Raw genomic sequence first — 17,790 nt, 5'->3', positions numbered from 1 at the left:
TCGTGAAAAGGCTGCGACGGGCACCCGGCGGCGGGCACCCGACGGCGGGCGCTCCAGCCGCAGCCATTCGCGCCCGGTTCGGGCCGCTTGCTACGTTACATCTTGGCGGGCGCGGACACGCCGAGCACCGCCAGACCATTCTCGAGCACCTGCCGGGTCGCGGCGAGGAGTGCGGCGCGCGCATTGCGCGGCGCTTCGTCGTCGACCAGCACGCGCTCCGCATTGTAGAACGAGTGGAATTCGCCAGCGAGATCGCGCAGGTAGAACGCAACGGCGTGCGGCGCCAGTTCGTTGGCCGCGTGCGTGAGCATGTCCGGGTACTCGGCCAGCTTCTGCATCAGCGACGCCGCTTGCGTGCTCGTCAGCTGCGACAGGTCGGCGCCCGGCAGCTGCGCGACGTCGACGTTGTAGCGCGACTTCAGCTCGTTGAGCACCGAGCAGATCCGCGCGTGCGCGTACTGGACGTAATAGACCGGGTTTTCGTCGTTCTGTTTCAGCGCGAGGTCGATGTCGAACACGAACTCGGTATCGGCCTTGCGCGAGATCAGGAAGAACCGCACCGCGTCACGGCCGCGCGTGATGGTCGCTTCGTCGATCAGGTCCGGCGCCGCTTCCTGGCCCGCCGCCGCGCCGCCCGACCATTCGATCAGGTCGCGCACCGTCACGTAGCTGCCCGCGCGCTTCGAGATCTTCACTTCCTGGCCGTCGCGCATCACGGTGACCATCTTGTGCAGCACGTAGTCGGGGTAGCCCTTCGGGATCCCGATGTGCAGGCCCTGCAGGCCGGCGCGCACGCGCGCGATCGTGCCGTGGTGGTCCGAACCCTGGATGTTGATCACCTTCGTGAAGCCGCGCTCCCACTTCGTCACGTGGTACGCGACGTCCGGCACGAAGTACGTGTACGTGCCGTCCGACTTGCGCATCACGCGATCCTTGTCGTCGCCTTCGTCGGTCGTGCGCAGCCACAGCGCGCCGTCCTGCTCGTAGGTCATGCCGGCCTTGATCAGCGCGTCGACCGTCTTCTCGACACGGCCTTCGCTGTACAGCGACGACTCGAGGTAGTACTGGTCGAACTTCACGCCGAATGCCTGCAGATCCATGTCCTGCTCGCGACGCAGGTACGTGACCGCGAACTTGCGGATCGCGTCGAGATCCTCGACGTCGCCCGTGCCCTTGACCGGCTCGCCGTCCGACGCGGCGACCGTTTCGCCGTTCAGGAAGTCGCGTGCGATGTCGGCGATGTATTCGCCGTTGTACGCGGCTTCCGGCCAGCCCGCGTCGCCCGGCTTCAGGCCGCGTGCGCGTGCCTGCGTCGAGATCGCGAGGTTGCCGATCTGCACGCCTGCGTCGTTGTAGTAGAACTCGCGGTGCACGGCGTAGCCCTGGCTCGCGATCACGTTTGCGAGCACGTCGCCGAGCGCGGCCTGGCGGCCGTGGCCGACGTGCAGCGGGCCGGTCGGGTTCGCCGACACGAATTCGAGCAGCACCTGCTTGCCTTTCTCGCGATCCGACGTGCCGAACGCGCGGCCCTGGTCGAACACGGCGGCGATCACGGCCTGCTTCGCGGCGGCCGACAGGCGCAGGTTGATGAAGCCGGGGCCGGCGATCTCGGCGGCTTCGACGAGGCCTTGCGCGCCCGGCTGGGCGGTGAGGGCGGCGACGATCTGCTCGGCGAGCTGGCGCGGGTTCGTGCCGAGCGGCTTCGCGAGCTGCATCGCGACGTTGCACGCGACATCGCCGTGCGCGGCGACCTTCGGGCGCTCCAGCGTGATGACGGGGGCGACGGACGCGGCGTCGGCGCCTTTCAGCGCGTGTGCGACCTGCTTGACGCTATCCGCGAGCAGGGCTTCGAGGGTCTGTTTGTGTGCTGGCAGCATGCTGGTAGAAGGCTTCGTTGGTGGCGGCCGGAAACGCCGGCCCGCCGGCGCGCTTTTTAAGCGCGCGTTTCAGGGATCGCAGAATTTTAACAGGTGCTAATATGCCGCTCAGGCGGCCCGCGTCCGCGAGGCCGGACGCCGGTCTGCCGGCGTTCCCCAACCGCGCCGCGCAGGCACAACAAGATGAAAAGGGAATTGTCATGATTACGTTCAAGAGCAAGGCGGCACAGGATCTCGACGTGCTGAAGGATTTCGCCGTGTATGTGCTGGGTCTCGTCGGCAAGCAGCTGGGCGAGCGCGGTGTGATTACGCACGACGAGCTGGACCACGCGATCGCCAAGCTGGAAGGGGCGGTAGCGCAGGCGAAGCAGGAACGCGCCGAGCACGCCGGCCATTTCCATGAGGACGAAGCCGATCACGCGCACCACGAAGTGCCGGCGAGCCTGGCCCAGCGCGTTGCGCCCTTCCTCACGATGCTGCGCGAAGCGAAAGCCGGCGAAGCCGACGTGCACTGGGGCTTCTGAGCCTGCTTGCCCGGCCGGTCTGAAAGGATCGAAAGGCAGAAAAAAGCCCGCGTCCGAGCGGGCTTTTTCTTTTGTCTGATGATAGCGGGCAGCGGCGCGCCCGTCGAAGGGCCGATCAGAGCTGCGGCGCGAGCGCGCGGCGCGCGTCGTCGAGCGACAGCGCCATGCGCTGCGCGTAGTCCTCGAGCTGATCCTGGCCGATTTTGCCGACCGAGAAATACGTGCTGTCCGGATGCGCGAGATAGAAGCCCGACACGCTCGCGGCCGGCAGCATCGCCAGCGAGTCGGTCACGCTCATGCCGATCTCGTCCGCGCGCAGCACGTCGAACATGTCGCGCTTCACCAGGTGGTCGGGGCAGGCCGGGTAGCCCGGTGCCGGGCGGATGCCCGCGTACTTTTCCGCGATCAGCGCATCGTTGTCGAGCGTCTCGCCGCTCGCGTAGCCCCACAGCTCGCGCCGCACGCGCGCGTGCATCGCTTCTGCGAAGGCTTCCGCGAAGCGGTCGGCGAGTGCCTTCAGCATGATCGCGCTGTAGTCGTCGTGGTCGGCTTCGAACTGCTTTTCCTTCGCATCGACGCCGAGGCCGGCCGTCACCGCGAACATCCCGATGTAGTCGGCGACGCCCGATTCCTTCGGTGCGATGAAGTCGGCGAGCGAGCGGTTCGGCCGCATCACGCCGTCGACCACCGGGCGCACGCTCTGCTGGCGCAGGTTGCGCCAGGTAAGCAGCACTTCCGAGCGCGACTCGTCGCTGTAGATCTCGATGTCGTCGTCGTTGACGCTATTCGCCGGCAGCAGCGAGATCACGCCGCTCGCGGTCAGCCAGCGGCCCTGGATCAGGCGCGCGAGCATCGATTTCGCGTCGGAGAACACGCGCCGCGCCGATTCGCCGACGATCTCGTCGTTCAGGATCGCCGGGTACGGACCCGCGAGATCCCAGGTCTGGAAGAACGGGCCCCAGTCGATGTACTGCGCGAGCTCGTTCAGGTCGTAGTTCTTGAACACGCGGCGGCCGATGAACTTCGGCTTCACCGGCTGGTAGCCCGCCCAGTCGACCTTGGTCTTGTTCGCGCGCGCCTCGGCGAGCGTGACCATCGGCTGTGCCTTGCGGTTCGCGTGCTGGTCGCGGATGCGTTCGTAGTCGGACTTCAGCTCGTCGAGGTACTTCGTCGCGCCTTCGTCGGACAGCAGGCTGGAGGCGACCGACACCGAGCGCGACGCGTCCGGCACGTACACCACCGGGCCTTCGTAGTGCGGCGCGATCTTCACGGCCGTGTGCACGCGCGAGGTCGTCGCGCCGCCGATCAGCAGCGGGATCTTCTTCACGCGGAAGTAGTCGTCGCGCTGCATTTCGGACGCGACGTACGCCATTTCCTCGAGGCTCGGCGTGATGAGGCCCGACAGCCCGATGATGTCCGCGCCCTCGACCTTTGCCTTCGCGAGGATCTCGTTGCACGGGACCATCACGCCCATGTTGACGACTTCGAAGTTGTTGCACTGGAGCACGACCGACACGATGTTCTTGCCGATGTCGTGCACGTCGCCCTTCACGGTCGCGATGACGATCTTGCCCTTCGCGCGCACGTCGCCGCCCGCTTCCGCGAGCAGGCGCTTTTCTTCCTCGATGAACGGGATCAGGTGCGCAACCGCCTGCTTCATCACGCGCGCCGACTTCACGACCTGCGGCAGGAACATCTTGCCCTGGCCGAACAGGTCGCCGACGATGTTCATCCCGTCCATCAGCGGCCCTTCGATCACGTTGATCGGGCGGCCGCCGGCCGCGGCGATCTTCGCGCGCACTTCTTCGGTATCCTCGACGATGAAGTTCGTGATGCCGTGCACCAGCGCATGCGAGAGCCGCTTCTCGACCGGCTGGTTGCGCCACTCGAGGTTCTCTTCCTTCTTCGCGCCCCCGGCCTTGAACTTGTCGGCGATCTCGAGCAGGCGGTCGGTCGAATCGTCGCGGCGGTTCAGGATCACGTCCTCGACGCGCTCGCGCAGCTCCGGGTCGAGGTCGGCGTACACGCCGAGCTGGCCCGCGTTGACGATGCCCATGTCCATCCCGGCCTGGATCGCGTGATACAGGAACACGGTGTGGATCGCCTCGCGCACCGGGTCGTTGCCGCGGAACGAGAACGACACGTTCGACACGCCGCCGCTCACCTTTGCGTACGGCAGGTTCTGCTTGATCCAGCGGGTCGCTTCGATGAAGTCGACCGCGTAGTTGTTGTGCTCCTCGATGCCGGTCGCGACCGCGAAGATGTTCGGGTCGAAGATGATGTCTTCCGGCGGGAAGCCGACTTCGTTCACGAGGAAGTCGTACGAGCGCTTGCAGATCTCGGTCTTGCGCGCGAACGTATCGGCCTGGCCGGTTTCGTCGAACGCCATCACGACGGCCGCCGCGCCGTAGCGGCGGATCAGGTGCGCGTGGTGGCGGAACGCGTCCTCTCCTTCCTTCAGCGAGATCGAGTTCACGATCGCCTTGCCCTGCACGCACTTCAGGCCCGCCTCGATCACGTCCCACTTCGACGAGTCGATCATGATCGGCACGCGCGCGATGTCCGGCTCCGACGCGATCAGGTTCAGGAAGCGCACCATCGCCGCCTTCGAATCGAGCATCGCCTCGTCCATGTTGATGTCGATCACCTGCGCGCCGTTCTCGACCTGCTGGCGCGCGACCGCGAGCGCCTCGTCGAACTGGCCGTTGAGGATCATGCGTGCGAACGCCTTCGAGCCGGTGACGTTGGTGCGCTCACCGACGTTGATGAAGAGCGTTCCGGGCGTGACGTTGAACGGCTCGAGGCCGGCGAGGCGCATCATGTGATCGGTCATGGCGGTGCGAATTCTGGTGATGAAGGACGGGGGGCGGTCGGGTCAGGCGTTGTCGCTGTACTGGTTCGGCCAGCGGCGCGGCTTCACGTCGGCGAGCGCCTTCGCGATCTCGGCGATGTGTTCGGGCGTCGTGCCGCAGCAGCCGCCCGCGAGGTTCACGAGCCCGGCTTGCGCGAATTCCTTCAGGAGGCCCGACGTGACGTCCGGCGTCTCGTCGAAGCCCGTCTCGGCCATCGGGTTCGGCAGGCCCGCGTTCGGATAGCACGACACGTACGTGTCGCACAGCTTCGCGAGCTCGGCGATGTACGGGCGCATCAGCGCCGCGCCGAGCGCGCAGTTCAGGCCGAACGTGAGCGGCTTCGCATGGCGCAGCGAATTCCAGAACGCCTCGACCGTCTGGCCCGACAGGATCCGGCCCGACGCATCGGTGACGGTGCCCGAGATCATGATCGGCAGGCGCTCGCCGGTGTCCTCGAACAGCTCGTCGAGCGCGAACAGCGCGGCCTTCGCGTTCAGCGTGTCGAAGATCGTCTCGACGAGGAACAGGTCGACGCCGCCGTCGAGCAGCGCCTTCGCCTGCTGGTAGTACGATGCGCGCAGCTCGTCGAACGTGACGTTGCGTGCGCCCGGGTCGTTGACGTCCGGCGAGATGCTGGCCGTCTTCGGCGTCGGCCCGATCGCGCCCGCGACGAAGCGCGGCTTGTCCGGCGTCGCGTATTTCTCGGCCGCTTCGCGCGCGAGCTTCGCCGATTCGATGTTCATCTCGACGACGAGATCTTCCATCTCGTAGTCGGACTGCGCGACGGTCGTCGCGCCGAACGTGTTGGTCTCGACGATGTCCGCGCCGGCCGCGAAGTACTGGTCGTGGATCTCGCGGATGATCTGCGGCTGCGTGATCGACAGCAGCTCGTTGTTGCCCTTGATGTCGCGCGGGAAATCCTTGAAGCGCTCGCCGCGATACGCGGCTTCGTCGAGCTTGTAGCGCTGGATCATCGTGCCCATCGCGCCGTCGAGGATCAGGATGCGCGATTTGAGCAGCGCAGGCAGAGCGGCGCCGCGCGTATAGGACGCGTCGAGCGGGACGGAAGCGGCGAGAGGAGTCGCAGACATGGGCGAAAGACCGGCGAAGACGGGAAAACCGTCATTGTAGCCGGTGCGCATGGGCGCCGCCCGGCCTTGCGCCGCGCCGGCCGGGCCGCCAAATGAAAACCCCCGCCGGCGAACCGGGCGGGGGCAGGATCGGAGTGCTCGCGGCGCCGCGTCGATGCGCGGCGAATGGCCCGGCCGCACGAGGCGCCGGGCCGCGGGTCGTCAGTGCAGCACGACGGGCATCATCATCAGGCTGTCGAATTGTCCGAGGAATTCGTCGACTTCATCGAGCGACGGCTCATCCTCGATCAACTGCTTCACGTGCGCGCGGAATCGTTCGGCAAGTTCGCCGTCGATGAAGATTTCGCGCTGCGCGTTCTTGTCGACGATTTCATATCCGCCGGCATTCATCAGGTGGTGACCGGCCTGCGGCGCGAATTCGACGACGCAGTAGTTGGGGCTGTTGTAGATCATTTGCATGGCGGCACTCCTCTTCGCAGTGGCATCTGGCCTTGTTGTCCCCTAGGTGGGGCGAGCCTTGCCGGTTTCAAGGGGCTTGCGCTGCACACCCCGTTCCCGTCTGCATGGGGTGTATCGGTTAGAAGCCGATGTCTATGAAACGTTTCCCATTGTCTGCCGGTGGACTGAAATAGTTGTTAAAGAGTGTCATCGGCCATTTCACGGAAATCTGTAATCGGTCGAAATTGCCGAATCGCGTGCGTGTGCGCGCGAGTTCACTGTGTGACAGGCGATGTGACAGGCGAGGGCGCGGGCGGCGCAGCCGGTTGTGCCGGCGGTTGCACGGTGGCCGGCGGCGCGGGTTGTGCCGGTTCCGCGGCGGGAGCGGTTGATGCGTCGGGCGTCGGCGCACCGGCGGGCGCATGCGTTGCGCCGCCTGCGGGTGCTTCGTCGGACGGTACGCCCGGCGCCGCGAGCCGGCCATGCCACAACAGATCGATCTGCGCGCCGTTCGGTTCGGTCTGCACGAGCCGCGCGGGCAGCCAGCCGAGCGACGGTGCGAGCCACATGTCGATGCGGCGCGTATCGCCGTCGCGCCGCGGCAGGCGCATGAAGTGCCGCGCGCCGATGATGCCGGCCTGCGTCTGCACCTGCTCGTCGCCGATCACGGCGATCGGCCAGGTCTCGCCGCTGTTGTTGTCGATCACGAAGAACTGCTGCGTGACGCCCGGCTTGTACGCGGACGGATTGCCGCGCACGAGCCCCGACAGCTGCATCAGCATGCTGAAGCGGTCCTGCACGCCGTCGGGCAGCGGCGCGTTGTTCGGCGTGCGCGTGAACACGACCTGCCGGATCTCGCGGTTGAAGATCGCGATGTCCTCCGGCCGCTTGCCGCGCTTCTCGACGTAGCGCTCGGGCGCGACGCCGAACGCGTCGATGCGGCCTTCGCTGCGGTAGGTGAACGGGCCGACGAACGGCACGGGCATCGACACCGACAGGTCGTAGGTGTGCCCGTCGGTGCGCCAGTGGATCGTGCCGATCATGTTCTGCATGCCGTTGTAGAACGTGTCGTACTGCAGGTCGCCGGACGGCGGCGCGTTGAACTTCACGCCGTTCGTCGCGGGGCCCGGAGTCGCGGTGCTGGCGGCGCTGGCGGCGCCGGCAGCCGACGCGGCATGCGCGCCCGATGCGGCAGGCGCACCACTCGCGGCGGACGCGGCGGCCGGCGGCTCGCCGTGCTCGGCCGTTTGCGTCGACGTGAGGACCGGCTCAGGCGCGGGTTTCGGTGCGGCGGCCTTCGGGGGCGCCGGCGCAGGTGCGGCCGGCTGCTCGACCGGCTTCGGCGCAGGCGGCGCGGGTTGGCGCTCGATCGGTTGCGGTTTCAGCAGCTCGATCTGAATGGGGACTTCGGCGGGCGCGGGCGGCGTGAACGCGTCGCGGTTGCGCATCAGCCAGAACGCGGCGAGCGCGTGCAGCACCAGCACGATGACGAGCGCAATGCCCACGCGCAGCCAGTGGCGGGGCAACGCGTGACTCGGGCGGGTGTCGGCAGGCTGCATGGGCATCGGGACAGGATCGGGGCGTTCGCGTGAGCTCGGGCGCGCGGCGCGCGCCACAGGAATCGGACTGTCGAATGCGCCGCACGTTCGCGCTGCTTGACGGGCAGGTGCCGGGGGCAGTTACCGGATGCGTCAGGCGTCGCGCGCGTCGGGACTATAGCCGAGTTCGTAAGACAGTTTCTGCGCGCAGGTGCGCAGCGCGGTGTCGATCTCGCCGCCCCATGCAATGTCGAACGAGCCTTCCTGGCCGAGCGCGACGATCGCGAGCGCGAGTTCGCCGACCGCATCGAACACGGGCATGCAGAACGCATGGATCGTCGGCAGCAGCATCCCCTCGACGCGCGCGGCCTCGTGCCGGCGCACGTCGGCGAGCACCGCGTCGACCTCGTCGAGCGTGCGCGGGCCGCCGTGGTGCGGCGAGCGGCGCGTATCGGCGAGTTCGCGCTCGAGCATCGCGGCGGTCTTGCTGCGCGGCAGGTACGCGGCGAACAGCAGCCCCGTCGCGGAGCCGAGCAGCGGCATCACGTCGCCGAGCTTCAGCGACGCCTTCGCCGGGTGGCTCGATTCCATCCAGTGCACGATCGTCGGGCCCTGGTTGCCCCACACGGCGATGCCGACCGTCTGGTCGAGCCGGTCGCGGAATTCGGTCAGCGCGATCCGTGCGAGCTTCACGCCGTCGACGCGTGCGAGCCGCGCGAGCCCCATCTGCAGCGCGAAGCCGCCGAGTTCGTAGCGGCCGGAGACGGGATCCTGCGACACCACGCCGAGCCGCGAGAAGCTGACCAGGTAGCGGTGCGCCTTCGCAGGACTCATGCCCGCGCGCTGCGCGAGGTCGCGCAGCATCATCGCGCGCGGCTCGCTCGTCAGCACGTCGAGCAGGCGGAAGCCGACCTCGATCGACTGGATGCCGGAACGGACCTTCTCGCCGTGTTCGCCGGAAGCGGCGTCGTCGGTGTCGGAGTCGGCGAGATCGTCGTCGGGAAGCGGGCTGGGGGGCATGGGCGGCAGGGGCGCGAAAAGCGGCAGGAAGCGGGCTGAAAAACCGGGCTGAAAAACCGGGCCGAAAAATCGGGGCGAAAACGGCACGCACGATCGCAGCGCGCCGCAGGGATTCACCATCGTAAAATAGATTCCCTCCATCGTCACTACAACGCCAGAGTCCCCTTATGAAACTTGCTTCGCTGAAGGACGGCACGCGCGACGGCCAGCTGATCGTCGTGTCGCGCGACCTGCACACCGCGGCGATCGCCGACGCGATCGCGCCGACGCTGCAGCGCGTCCTCGACGACTGGGCGTTCTACGCGCCGCAGCTGCGCGACCTGTACGACGCACTGAACCACGGCCGCGCGCGCAATGCGTTCGCGTTCGATCCGGCCAACTGCATGGCGCCGCTGCCGCGCGCGTTCCAGTGGGCCGACGGCTCCGCGTACGTGAACCACGTCGAGCTCGTGCGCCGCGCGCGCGGCGCGGAGATGCCGCCCGAATTCTGGACCGACCCGCTGATGTACCAGGGCGGCAGCGACGATTTTCTCGGGGCCCGCGACGACGTCGTGTGCCCGTCCGAGGAATGGGGCATCGATTTCGAGGCGGAAGTCGCGGTGATCACCGGCGACGTGCGGATGAGCGCGACGCCCGACGAAGCGCTGAAGGCCGTGCGGCTCGTCACGCTGGTGAACGACGTGTCGCTGCGCAACCTGATTCCGGCCGAGCTCGCGAAGGGCTTCGGCTTCTTCCAGAGCAAGCCGGCCACCGCGTTCGCGCCGGTCGCCGTGACGCCCGACGAGCTCGGCGACGAATGGCGCGAAGGCCGCGTGCACCGGCCGATGATCGTCCACTGGAACGGCAAGAAGGTCGGCCAGCCCGATGCCGGCACCGACATGGTGTTCCACTTCGGCCAGCTGATTGCGCATGCGGCGAAGACGCGCAACCTGCGCGCCGGCTCGATCGTCGGCTCGGGCACCGTGTCGAACAAGGACGCGAAGCGCGGCTACTGCTGCATCGCCGAGAAGCGCTGTCTCGAGACGATCGAGCACGGCGCGCCGCAGACGGAATTCATGCGCTACGGCGACACCGTGCGCATCGAGATGTTCGACACGGCCGGCAAGTCGATCTTCGGCGCGATCGAGCAGTCGGTCGCGCCGCCCGACGGCGCGGCGTAAGTCACGCGGCGCACGCAGCGTTCCGCTTTCGCGAAACCCGGGCCCGGCCCGCGCGCCGGGTTTCGCCTGATGTTTGCCCGCGCGGGCTTGGCTACACTCGATTCAGGGGCGCGAGAGCCTCGAGCAAGGAGCAGCGCATGGCCGATCTCGCCGCGTACGGCGGTTACGAAGCACTGAAGGTGACGCGCCGCGACCATGGCGTGCTCGACATCGTGATGAGCGGCGAGGGCGCGAACCGCAGCGGCCTCGCGACCGCGAACGCACGCATGCATCGCGAGCTCGCCGACATCTGGCGCGACGTCGACCGCGATCCCGACACGCGCGTCGCGGTGATCCGCGGCGAAGGCAAGGGCTTCTCGGCGGGCGGCGACCTCGCGCTCGTCGAGGACATGGCGAACGACTTCGACGTGCGCGCCCGCGTGTGGCGCGAGGCGCGCGACCTCGTCTATAACGTGATCAACTGCAGCAAGCCGATCGTGTCGGCGATGCATGGCCCGGCCGTCGGCGCGGGGCTCGTCGCCGGGCTGCTCGCCGACATCTCGATCGCCGCGAAGGATGCGCGCATCATCGACGGCCACACGCGGCTCGGCGTCGCGGCCGGCGACCATGCGGCGATCGTGTGGCCGCTGCTGTGCGGGATGGCGAAGGCGAAGTACTACCTGATGCTGTGCGAGCCGGTGAGCGGCGAGGAGGCCGAGCGGATCGGGCTGGTCTCGCTCGCGGTCGAGCCGGCCGACCTGCTGCCGAAGGCCTACGAAGTGGCCGAGCGGCTCGCGCACGGTTCGCAGTCGGCGATCCGCTGGACCAAGTACGCATTGAACAACTGGCTGCGCACGGCCGGGCCGACCTTCGACACGTCGCTGGCGCTCGAATTCATGGGTTTTTCGGGGCCCGACGTGCAGGAAGGCATTCGCTCGCTGCGCGAGCGGCGCCCGCCCGAGTTTCCCGGCGACGCGCCGTTCTGACACGCGCTGGCGCTATGATCGATCCAGGCGCGGCACGCGCGACGCATGGCGGCCGCCTCGCTCTCACCCAGTCAACCAGGATGCCCGTATGACGACCGATGCCTCCGGCTCCAACCCTTTCGCCGGCTTTGCCGGCTTCAAGCCCGCCGACATGATGGACCGGATGTGGGACATGATGCGGATGTCGCCGTTCGGCGGGATGACGTCGTTCCCGGGCGCCACGCAAGGACTGCCGCCGTCGCTGTCGAGCATGTCCGACATGATGGCGCCGCTCACGAGCGTCGAGGAGCTCGACAAGCGGATCACCGATCTGCGCGCGGTCGAGCAGTGGCTGAAGCTCAATCTCGGGATGCTGCAGTCCGCGATCCAGGCGCTCGAGGTGCAGCGCGCGACGCTCGCGACGCTGCGTGCATTCGGCGCGTTCGCGCAGAGCTCGATGTCGGCGGCCGAGGAAGCGGCCGTCGCAGCCGCGCATGCGGCGAAACACGCGTCGGGGGCGTCGAGCGATACACCGCCGGCACCGGATGCCGACGCGTCGGCGGCAGCGTCGGGCGACGCCGCGCAGCAAGCCTTCGACCCGTCGGGCTGGTGGAGCCTGCTGCAGTCGCAGTTCAACCAGCTCGCGAGCCTTGCGATGGCGCAGCCGGGCATGCAGCCCGCCGCGCCGGGCGATGCGCCGCCGGACGCGGCCGCTGCGCCGGAGCCGGCCGCGAAGCCGGCACCGGCCGCCGCCGCGCCGCGCAAGCCTGCCGCGAAGCGCGCGAAATCAGCCGGTGTGGCCGGTTCGGCCGCGGCGCGCGCGGCCGCCGCATCGTCGCCCGAAACCCGTCCGCCGAAGCGCTCGACGTGACGCGGCGCAGGTAGCAGGTCGATCATGCGGCTCGCGCTCGTTCTGATGGGAGGCGGTGCACGTGCCGCCTATCAGGTCGGCGTGCTGAAAGCGCTGGCCGAGATCGCGCGCGAGGCCGATCCGCTGCGGCACACGCTGCCGTTCGCGGTCGTGTGCGGCTCGTCGGCCGGCGCGATCAACGCGACGTCGATCGCGAGCCACGCGGACGATTTTTCCCACGGCGTGCGGCGCCTGCTCGAATTCTGGGAGCCGTTGCGCGCCGACTACGTGTATCGCACCGACTGGCTCGGCATCGCGGGCGCCGGCGCACGCTGGCTGGCGACGATGACCTTCGGCTGGGCGGCCCGCCGTTCGCCGCGCGGGTTGCTCGACAACGCGCCGCTCGCGCACCTGCTGCAGCGCGAGCTGAGTTTCCACCGGATCGAGCAGATGCTCGAGGCGCGCCTGCTGCATGCGCTCGCGGTGACGGCGCTCAGCTATTCGAGCGGGCGGCACCTCACGTTCTACCAGGCCGCCCAGCCGATCCAGGCGTGGCGGCGCGCGCAGCGCACCGCGCGGCTGGTCGACCTGTCGGCGTCGCACCTGCTCGCGTCGTCGGCGATTCCGTTCGTGTTCCCGGCCGTGCCGCTCGTGCTCGACGGGCAGATCGAATACTTCGGCGACGGCTCGATCCGGCAGATCGCGCCGCTGTCGCCGGCGATCCACTTCGGCGCGGACCGGATCGTCGTGATCGGCGCGGCCGACCCGCGGCCCGAGATTCCGGCCGCGAACGGCGCCGGGCTGGTACGCGGCTACCCGACGCCCGCGCAGATCGGCCAGCAGGTGCTCGCGAGCGTGTTCCTCGACTCGATCGGCTCGGACATCGAGCGTATCGAGCACATCAACCGGATGATCGAGCACCTGCCGCACCAGGTCGAGATGGACAGCGGCTGGCGGCACGTCGACGTGCTCGCGATCGCGCCGTCCGAGCGCATCGAGCTGATCGCCGCGAAGCACCTGAAGCAGATGCCGGCGACGATGCGCGGGCTGCTCGGCGCGATCGGCGGCAGCCAGCCGGCCGGCGCGTCGTTTGCGAGCTACCTGCTGTTCGAGGAGGCGTTTACGCGCGAACTGATCGAGCTCGGCTACCGCGACGGGCGTGCGCAGCGCGACACGCTGGCCGGCTGGATCGCGCGAGCGGACGGCGGCAGCGCGCCGGCCGCCGGCATGCCGCCGGAAGACGGCCTCGCGACCGGAGAAATACGGGTCTGATGCTTGCGGGAGAATGTAAGGTTGCGTTTTCGCGACGGTCGGCCGCGACCGATCGCCGCACCGCGATTGGCGGCGCACGACCGGGCAGGCGTCTCGGAACCGTCATGCACGCGTGATATCATGGCCGCCGCCGTATACACCATATCGAGCAGCCCGCCGATCCGGCATCCGCACGGGACCTTTCGGGGAACCCGCCTGGGGCAGGGGACGGGCGCGCCAACGAGCCGGCCAGCGCCGGCCCCCCACTCAGGCAAGCGTGCAGCCGGTTCCGTTCGCGGAGCGTGGCTGCGGCATGCCGCAACGGCGGCGGCGCGGCCGCCCGGCTGCCGGACGAGGAATCACCGTCCGGCTGGCCGGTTTCCCGCGTAAAATTAGAGTCTTGGCTGCAAAAGGCGCGCTCGGGCGCGCTTGCGCGGCAACAGTCACGTTTAGAGAAGTCGCATTGCGCAGAACAGGGGTGGGACCATCATGAACACGATGCTTTATCCGGAACTTTACCGATCGCTCGAAGCCGTCCGCTGGGACATGGAGAAGGACATTCCGTGGGACAAGTTCGACGCGTCGCTGCTCACCGACGAGCAGGCGAAGACGATCAAGATGAACGCGATCACCGAATGGTCGGCGCTGCCCGCGACGGAAATGTTCCTGCGCGACAACCAGCACGACAGCGACTTTTCCGCGTTCATGAGCGTGTGGTTCTTCGAAGAGCAGAAGCATTCGCTCGTGCTGATGGAATACCTGCGCCGCTTCAAGCCGGAAATGGTGCCGACCGAAGAGGAACTGCACGCGGTGCGCTTCCAGTTCGACCCGGCGCCGCCGCTCGAGACGCTGATGCTGCACTTCTGCGGCGAGATCCGCCTGAACCACTGGTATCGTTGCGCGGCCGACTGGCACACCGAGCCGGTCATCAAGCAGATCTACGAAACGATCTCGCGCGATGAAGCGCGCCACGGCGGCGCGTACCTGCGCTACATGAAGAAGGCGCTGAACAACTGCGGCGACGTCGCGCGTGCGGCATTCGCGAAGATCGGCGTGCTGATGGCGTCGGCGCGTCGCACCGAGAAGCCGCTGCACCCGACCAACCTGCACGTGAACCAGGCGCTGTTCCCGCGCGACACCGTGCAGTCGCGCCTGCCCGATCCGGAATGGCTCGAGCGCTGGCTCGACGAGCAGATCCGCTTCGACGGCGAGTGGGAAAAGAAAGTGGTCGAGCGGATCCTGCACAACCTGTCGATCCTGTTCGAGCGCACGTTCGCGACCGCGCAGGAGCTGAACCGCTACCGCAAGGAAGTTACCGGCCGCCTGCAGGCCGAAAGCGGCCCGTCGTCGGCCGCGCAGCCGGCCTGAGGCCGGTTGGCGCCGCAGCCGGCGTGCATCGCGCCGGCCGCGTTGCGCGATGTCGTACCCGTTGCATGAAGCCCGCCCGGTCAGTCCGGCGGGCTTTTTATCTGGCGCCACCGCCGCGTGCGCCGTGGCTCATTCCGTCCGACTTCCATCATGTCCGCCACCTTCGAACGCAAGCTGATCACCCGTGATGCCCTCGTCGCCCTGCGCGCGTCGCTGCCGTCGCCCGTCGTGTTCACCAACGGCGTATTCGACATCCTGCATCGCGGCCACGTCACCTATCTTGCCGACGCGAAGGCGCTCGGCGCATGCCTGATCGTCGGCGTGAACAGCGATGCATCGGTACGCATGCTCGGCAAGGGCGACGACCGGCCGATCAATCGCCAGGAAGACCGCGCGGCGCTGCTCGCGGCGCTGGAAAGCGTCGACTGGGTCGTGACGTTCGAGGAAAAGACGCCGGTGTCGCTGATCGAGGCGGTCCGGCCGGACATCCTCGTGAAGGGCGGCGACTACGACATGGATGCGTTGCCGGAATCGGCGCTGGTGCGTGGCTGGGGTGGCCGGGCGTTGGCGATTCCGTTCGAGCACGATCGCTCGACCACCGCGTTGCTGAAGAAGGTGCGCGCCCAGCAGTCCTGAGCGCGGCCCGGCGCCGTCAGGGCGCGGACGCCGCGAGCGGCTCGGCCGTGACGGACGGCGGCGCGATCGGGCCGCCGATGACGGGCTGGTCGGTGGCCCGTGCGAGCGGCGTCACGCGCAGCGCATCGGGCCGCACCTGTCGCGCCAGCACGCCGGGTTCGCGCGGGCCGGCCGCCGGCAGCGGCCCGAACACGCCGCGCGCCACCACGAACGCGAGCATGTTGGCGAGAAAGAGAACAGCGATCAGCCAGCGCAGCATCGTCGACACTCCTCGTCGTCATTGACGTGGTTCACGTCATTCAATCGGGCCGGCCGCATCGCCGGCGATTTCATTCCTTCTCATTCCTGCCGTTGACCGTGCGCGCGGGCGGCCAGCATGGCGCCGCCCGTTCTTCACCGTCATCGTGACGCAGGCCCGCACGGGCTCGCGTTGCCGTGCGCCGGCGCGATGCCGGCGCTTTTCCGTCACGCCTGCGCCGGCGTGGCGGTTGCCGTTTCCGCGGCAATCAGCGCGAGCCCGGACAGGATCAGCGCATCGTGCCGCGTATGCGGAAGCGTCAGCGCACGCGCGACGTCGTCCGCCGCGCCGCCGGCCAGCACGAGCCGAACGGGCGCTTGCCAGGCATCCGCGAGATCGCGCCACGCGCGTTCGATCAGCCCGGCCTGCGCATACAGGCAGCCGGCCGACAGCGAGCGCGGCGTATCGACCTGGAACGGTTCGGCCGGTGCGCCGGCGAGCAGGCCGCTCGCGATGTCGGTGGTCAGCGTCGGCAACTGCGCGGTGTGCGTGCCGAGCGCGCGCATCATCAGCGCCCAGCCCGGTGCGATCAGCCCGCCCGTGAAGCGGCCGTCCGCGCGCAGCGCCTCGAGCGTCGTCGCGGTGCCGAACGTCGCGATCAGCAGGTGCTCGCCCGGAAACGCCGCGTGCGCGCCGATCAGTCCGGCCCAGCGGTCGCTGCCGAGCTGGTCGGGCGTCGTATAGCCGTTCGTCACGCCGCATTGCGTCTGACGCGCGCGTATCGTCGTGCGCGGCAGGCCTGGCCAGCATGCATCGAGCAGCGCGTCGAGCCGGGCGGCCACGTCGGCGCCCGCGACGTTCGAGATCCACGCACCGCGCGGACGCGGCAGGGCCGACCAGTCGGGATCGGCGCCGCCGTCGCGTGTGTGGCCGAACGCGCCCGTCTCGACGAGCGTGCGCTGCGCATCGGCGAGCGCCCACTTGATCCGGCTGTTGCCGGCGTCGATCAGCAGGTGCGGCTCGTTCATTGCGCTTCGCGCAGCGACACGTCGCCGGCGGCGATTGCCTGCATGCCGTCAGGCGTGTCGAGCAGCAGCTGGCCGGTCGCGTCGATGCCCGTCGCGGTGCCGCGCACGCGTTCGACGCCCTGTTCGAGCAGCACGACTTCGCGCCCCGCGTACGCGTGCAGCGCGTGCCAGCGCGGCAGGAACGGCGCGAGCCCTTCGGCGCCGAACTGCGCGAGCGCGGGCGTGAGTGCGTTCAGCGACGCGGCGAGCGTGTCGGTGAGGTTGGCCGATGCGCACGCGATCGACAGCGCGGCGGGCGGCAGCCCGCTCGCGAGCGTCGCTTCGCGCGCGCGCAGCGCGTCGACCTGCGCGGCGACGGCTTCCGCGCCGCGCACGTTGATGCCGAAGCCGATCACGACGGCGGTGGCGTCGGCGCTGGTCCACGCGGTTTCGATCAGGATCCCGGCGAGCTTGCCGACGATGCGCGGCGTGCCGTCGTCGGTGGCGGTCAGCAGCAGGTCGTTCGGCCATTTGAGCGCGACGCGCGTATGGGCGTCGAGCGGCAGTGTGGCCAGCCCTTCGGCGAGCGCGACGCCGATCGCGATGCTGAGGCCGCCGAGTGCTTCGACGGGACGCGGCACGATGCAGCCGACCGAGCACAGCAGCGCATTGCCGGGCTGCGCGAACCACGGGCGGCCCTGCCGGCCGCGGCCGGCCGTCTGCTCGAACGCGACGCGCACGAGCGGCGCGGGCAGCGCGTTCGCATTGCGCGGCAGCGCCTTGAGCCGGGTGGCGACGTCGGCGTTGGTCGAGCCGGTGGCGGCGACGATGTCGAGCGGCCACGCACGCGGCGCGGCGTCCAGGTGCGCCTCGAGCCGGTTGCGCGCGATGTGCGCGTCGCCGGAATCGGGCGTGTCGGAGGAGGTGGGGGCGTTCATGGCGCCTATTGTAGCGACAGGGGGCGCTGGCGCGCGTCGGGCGGCGCACGCGGCCGGG

The 17,790-nt window shown here is 68.8% G+C and carries 16 protein-coding genes; 7 read left to right on the top strand and 9 right to left on the bottom strand.

Features of this window, described 5'->3' with window-relative positions; genetic code table 11:
- Positions 1-95 precede the first annotated feature (95 nt).
- Positions 96-1,877: an arginine--tRNA ligase gene (argS, locus tag QZM35_RS21500; RefSeq protein WP_089426440.1), complete on the bottom strand. Its 1,782-nt coding sequence runs from the start codon at positions 1,875-1,877 to the stop codon at positions 96-98.
- 200 nt (positions 1,878-2,077) lie between these two features.
- On the opposite strand from argS, the gene QZM35_RS21495 reads away from it, so the two are divergent.
- On the top strand, positions 2,078-2,401 hold the full coding sequence (locus tag QZM35_RS21495; protein WP_089426439.1) for a DUF1840 domain-containing protein: 324 nt from the start codon (positions 2,078-2,080) through the stop codon (positions 2,399-2,401).
- 115 nt (positions 2,402-2,516) lie between these two features.
- On the opposite strand, the gene metH is transcribed toward QZM35_RS21495, so the two are convergent.
- The 5 genes from metH to QZM35_RS21470 all read right to left on the bottom strand — a co-directional run bounded on the left by metH (position 2,517) and on the right by QZM35_RS21470 (position 9,340).
- Entirely contained in the window at positions 2,517-5,234 is a 2,718-nt protein-coding gene (gene metH / locus QZM35_RS21490) for a methionine synthase (RefSeq protein ID WP_179255071.1), read from the bottom strand.
- 42 nt (positions 5,235-5,276) lie between these two features.
- A complete protein-coding gene (locus QZM35_RS21485; RefSeq protein ID WP_089426438.1) occupies positions 5,277-6,344 on the bottom strand; it encodes a homocysteine S-methyltransferase family protein in 1,068 nt (355 codons plus the stop codon).
- A gap of 201 nt (positions 6,345-6,545) precedes the next feature.
- Complete coding sequence (locus QZM35_RS21480) at positions 6,546-6,803, bottom strand: DUF3567 domain-containing protein (RefSeq protein WP_006477667.1); 258 nt, start codon at positions 6,801-6,803, stop codon at positions 6,546-6,548.
- Positions 6,804-7,057: 254 nt separating this feature from the next.
- Positions 7,058-8,347: a DUF3108 domain-containing protein gene (locus QZM35_RS21475; protein ID WP_301776741.1), complete on the bottom strand. Its 1,290-nt coding sequence runs from the start codon at positions 8,345-8,347 to the stop codon at positions 7,058-7,060.
- A 126-nt stretch (positions 8,348-8,473) separates the two neighbouring features.
- Entirely contained in the window at positions 8,474-9,340 is an 867-nt protein-coding gene (locus QZM35_RS21470; protein WP_301776740.1) for an IclR family transcriptional regulator, read from the bottom strand.
- A gap of 167 nt (positions 9,341-9,507) precedes the next feature.
- Here QZM35_RS21470 and QZM35_RS21465 point away from each other — a divergent pair, with 167 nt between their 5' ends.
- The 6 genes from QZM35_RS21465 to rfaE2 all read left to right on the top strand — a co-directional run bounded on the left by QZM35_RS21465 (position 9,508) and on the right by rfaE2 (position 15,549).
- On the top strand, positions 9,508-10,500 hold the full coding sequence (locus QZM35_RS21465) for a fumarylacetoacetate hydrolase family protein (RefSeq protein WP_039346348.1): 993 nt from the start codon (positions 9,508-9,510) through the stop codon (positions 10,498-10,500).
- A gap of 137 nt (positions 10,501-10,637) precedes the next feature.
- Positions 10,638-11,465, top strand: a complete 828-nt coding sequence (locus QZM35_RS21460) for an enoyl-CoA hydratase/isomerase family protein (RefSeq protein ID WP_039346345.1) — start codon at positions 10,638-10,640, stop codon at positions 11,463-11,465.
- 88 nt (positions 11,466-11,553) lie between these two features.
- The gene (locus QZM35_RS21455) at positions 11,554-12,315 is read left to right on the top strand and encodes a PhaM family polyhydroxyalkanoate granule multifunctional regulatory protein (protein WP_301776739.1); all 762 of its coding nucleotides are present in this window, start codon (positions 11,554-11,556) and stop codon (positions 12,313-12,315) included.
- A 24-nt stretch (positions 12,316-12,339) separates the two neighbouring features.
- Positions 12,340-13,566 (top strand): patatin-like phospholipase family protein, encoded by a 1,227-nt coding sequence (locus QZM35_RS21450; RefSeq protein WP_089431737.1) that lies wholly within the window; start codon positions 12,340-12,342, stop codon positions 13,564-13,566.
- Positions 13,567-14,034: 468 nt separating this feature from the next.
- A complete protein-coding gene (locus QZM35_RS21445) occupies positions 14,035-14,913 on the top strand; it encodes a diiron oxygenase (protein WP_011353352.1) in 879 nt (292 codons plus the stop codon).
- 150 nt (positions 14,914-15,063) lie between these two features.
- The gene (gene rfaE2, locus QZM35_RS21440) at positions 15,064-15,549 is read left to right on the top strand and encodes a D-glycero-beta-D-manno-heptose 1-phosphate adenylyltransferase (RefSeq protein WP_089426432.1); all 486 of its coding nucleotides are present in this window, start codon (positions 15,064-15,066) and stop codon (positions 15,547-15,549) included.
- A 16-nt stretch (positions 15,550-15,565) separates the two neighbouring features.
- On the opposite strand, the gene QZM35_RS21435 is transcribed toward rfaE2, so the two are convergent.
- The 3 genes from QZM35_RS21435 to QZM35_RS21425 form a co-directional block, all read right to left on the bottom strand.
- Positions 15,566-15,808: a hypothetical protein gene (locus QZM35_RS21435; protein WP_089426666.1), complete on the bottom strand. Its 243-nt coding sequence runs from the start codon at positions 15,806-15,808 to the stop codon at positions 15,566-15,568.
- A 206-nt stretch (positions 15,809-16,014) separates the two neighbouring features.
- On the bottom strand, positions 16,015-16,815 hold the full coding sequence (locus tag QZM35_RS21430; protein WP_089426431.1) for a type III pantothenate kinase: 801 nt from the start codon (positions 16,813-16,815) through the stop codon (positions 16,015-16,017).
- Positions 16,812-17,732, bottom strand: a complete 921-nt coding sequence (locus QZM35_RS21425; RefSeq protein WP_301776738.1) for a biotin--[acetyl-CoA-carboxylase] ligase — start codon at positions 17,730-17,732, stop codon at positions 16,812-16,814. The genes QZM35_RS21430 and QZM35_RS21425 overlap by 4 nt, the downstream gene beginning before the upstream one ends.
- Between the last annotated feature and the right edge of the window lie 58 nt (positions 17,733-17,790).

The sequence above is a fragment of the Burkholderia sp. AU45274 genome (genome assembly GCF_030482505.1).
GTDB lineage: Bacteria > Pseudomonadota > Gammaproteobacteria > Burkholderiales > Burkholderiaceae > Burkholderia.
This window is presented reverse-complemented; position numbering and strand designations above follow the sequence as displayed.

What these genes read in the sequence shown, in the direction of transcription:
- argS (WP_089426440.1), bottom strand. Translation starts at nt 1,877, where the DNA reads ATGCTGCCAGCACACAAACAGACCCTCGAAGCCCTGCTCGCGGATAGC.
- QZM35_RS21495 (WP_089426439.1), top strand. Translation starts at nt 2,078, where the DNA reads ATGATTACGTTCAAGAGCAAGGCGGCACAGGATCTCGACGTGCTGAAG.
- metH (WP_179255071.1), bottom strand. Translation starts at nt 5,234, where the DNA reads ATGACCGATCACATGATGCGCCTCGCCGGCCTCGAGCCGTTCAACGTC.
- QZM35_RS21485 (WP_089426438.1), bottom strand. Translation starts at nt 6,344, where the DNA reads ATGTCTGCGACTCCTCTCGCCGCTTCCGTCCCGCTCGACGCGTCCTAT.
- QZM35_RS21480 (WP_006477667.1), bottom strand. Translation starts at nt 6,803, where the DNA reads ATGCAAATGATCTACAACAGCCCCAACTACTGCGTCGTCGAATTCGCG.
- QZM35_RS21475 (WP_301776741.1), bottom strand. Translation starts at nt 8,347, where the DNA reads ATGCCCATGCAGCCTGCCGACACCCGCCCGAGTCACGCGTTGCCCCGC.
- QZM35_RS21470 (WP_301776740.1), bottom strand. Translation starts at nt 9,340, where the DNA reads ATGCCCCCCAGCCCGCTTCCCGACGACGATCTCGCCGACTCCGACACC.
- QZM35_RS21465 (WP_039346348.1), top strand. Translation starts at nt 9,508, where the DNA reads ATGAAACTTGCTTCGCTGAAGGACGGCACGCGCGACGGCCAGCTGATC.
- QZM35_RS21460 (WP_039346345.1), top strand. Translation starts at nt 10,638, where the DNA reads ATGGCCGATCTCGCCGCGTACGGCGGTTACGAAGCACTGAAGGTGACG.
- QZM35_RS21455 (WP_301776739.1), top strand. Translation starts at nt 11,554, where the DNA reads ATGACGACCGATGCCTCCGGCTCCAACCCTTTCGCCGGCTTTGCCGGC.
- QZM35_RS21450 (WP_089431737.1), top strand. Translation starts at nt 12,340, where the DNA reads ATGCGGCTCGCGCTCGTTCTGATGGGAGGCGGTGCACGTGCCGCCTAT.
- QZM35_RS21445 (WP_011353352.1), top strand. Translation starts at nt 14,035, where the DNA reads ATGAACACGATGCTTTATCCGGAACTTTACCGATCGCTCGAAGCCGTC.
- rfaE2 (WP_089426432.1), top strand. Translation starts at nt 15,064, where the DNA reads ATGTCCGCCACCTTCGAACGCAAGCTGATCACCCGTGATGCCCTCGTC.
- QZM35_RS21435 (WP_089426666.1), bottom strand. Translation starts at nt 15,808, where the DNA reads ATGCTGCGCTGGCTGATCGCTGTTCTCTTTCTCGCCAACATGCTCGCG.
- QZM35_RS21430 (WP_089426431.1), bottom strand. Translation starts at nt 16,815, where the DNA reads ATGAACGAGCCGCACCTGCTGATCGACGCCGGCAACAGCCGGATCAAG.
- QZM35_RS21425 (WP_301776738.1), bottom strand. Translation starts at nt 17,732, where the DNA reads ATGAACGCCCCCACCTCCTCCGACACGCCCGATTCCGGCGACGCGCAC.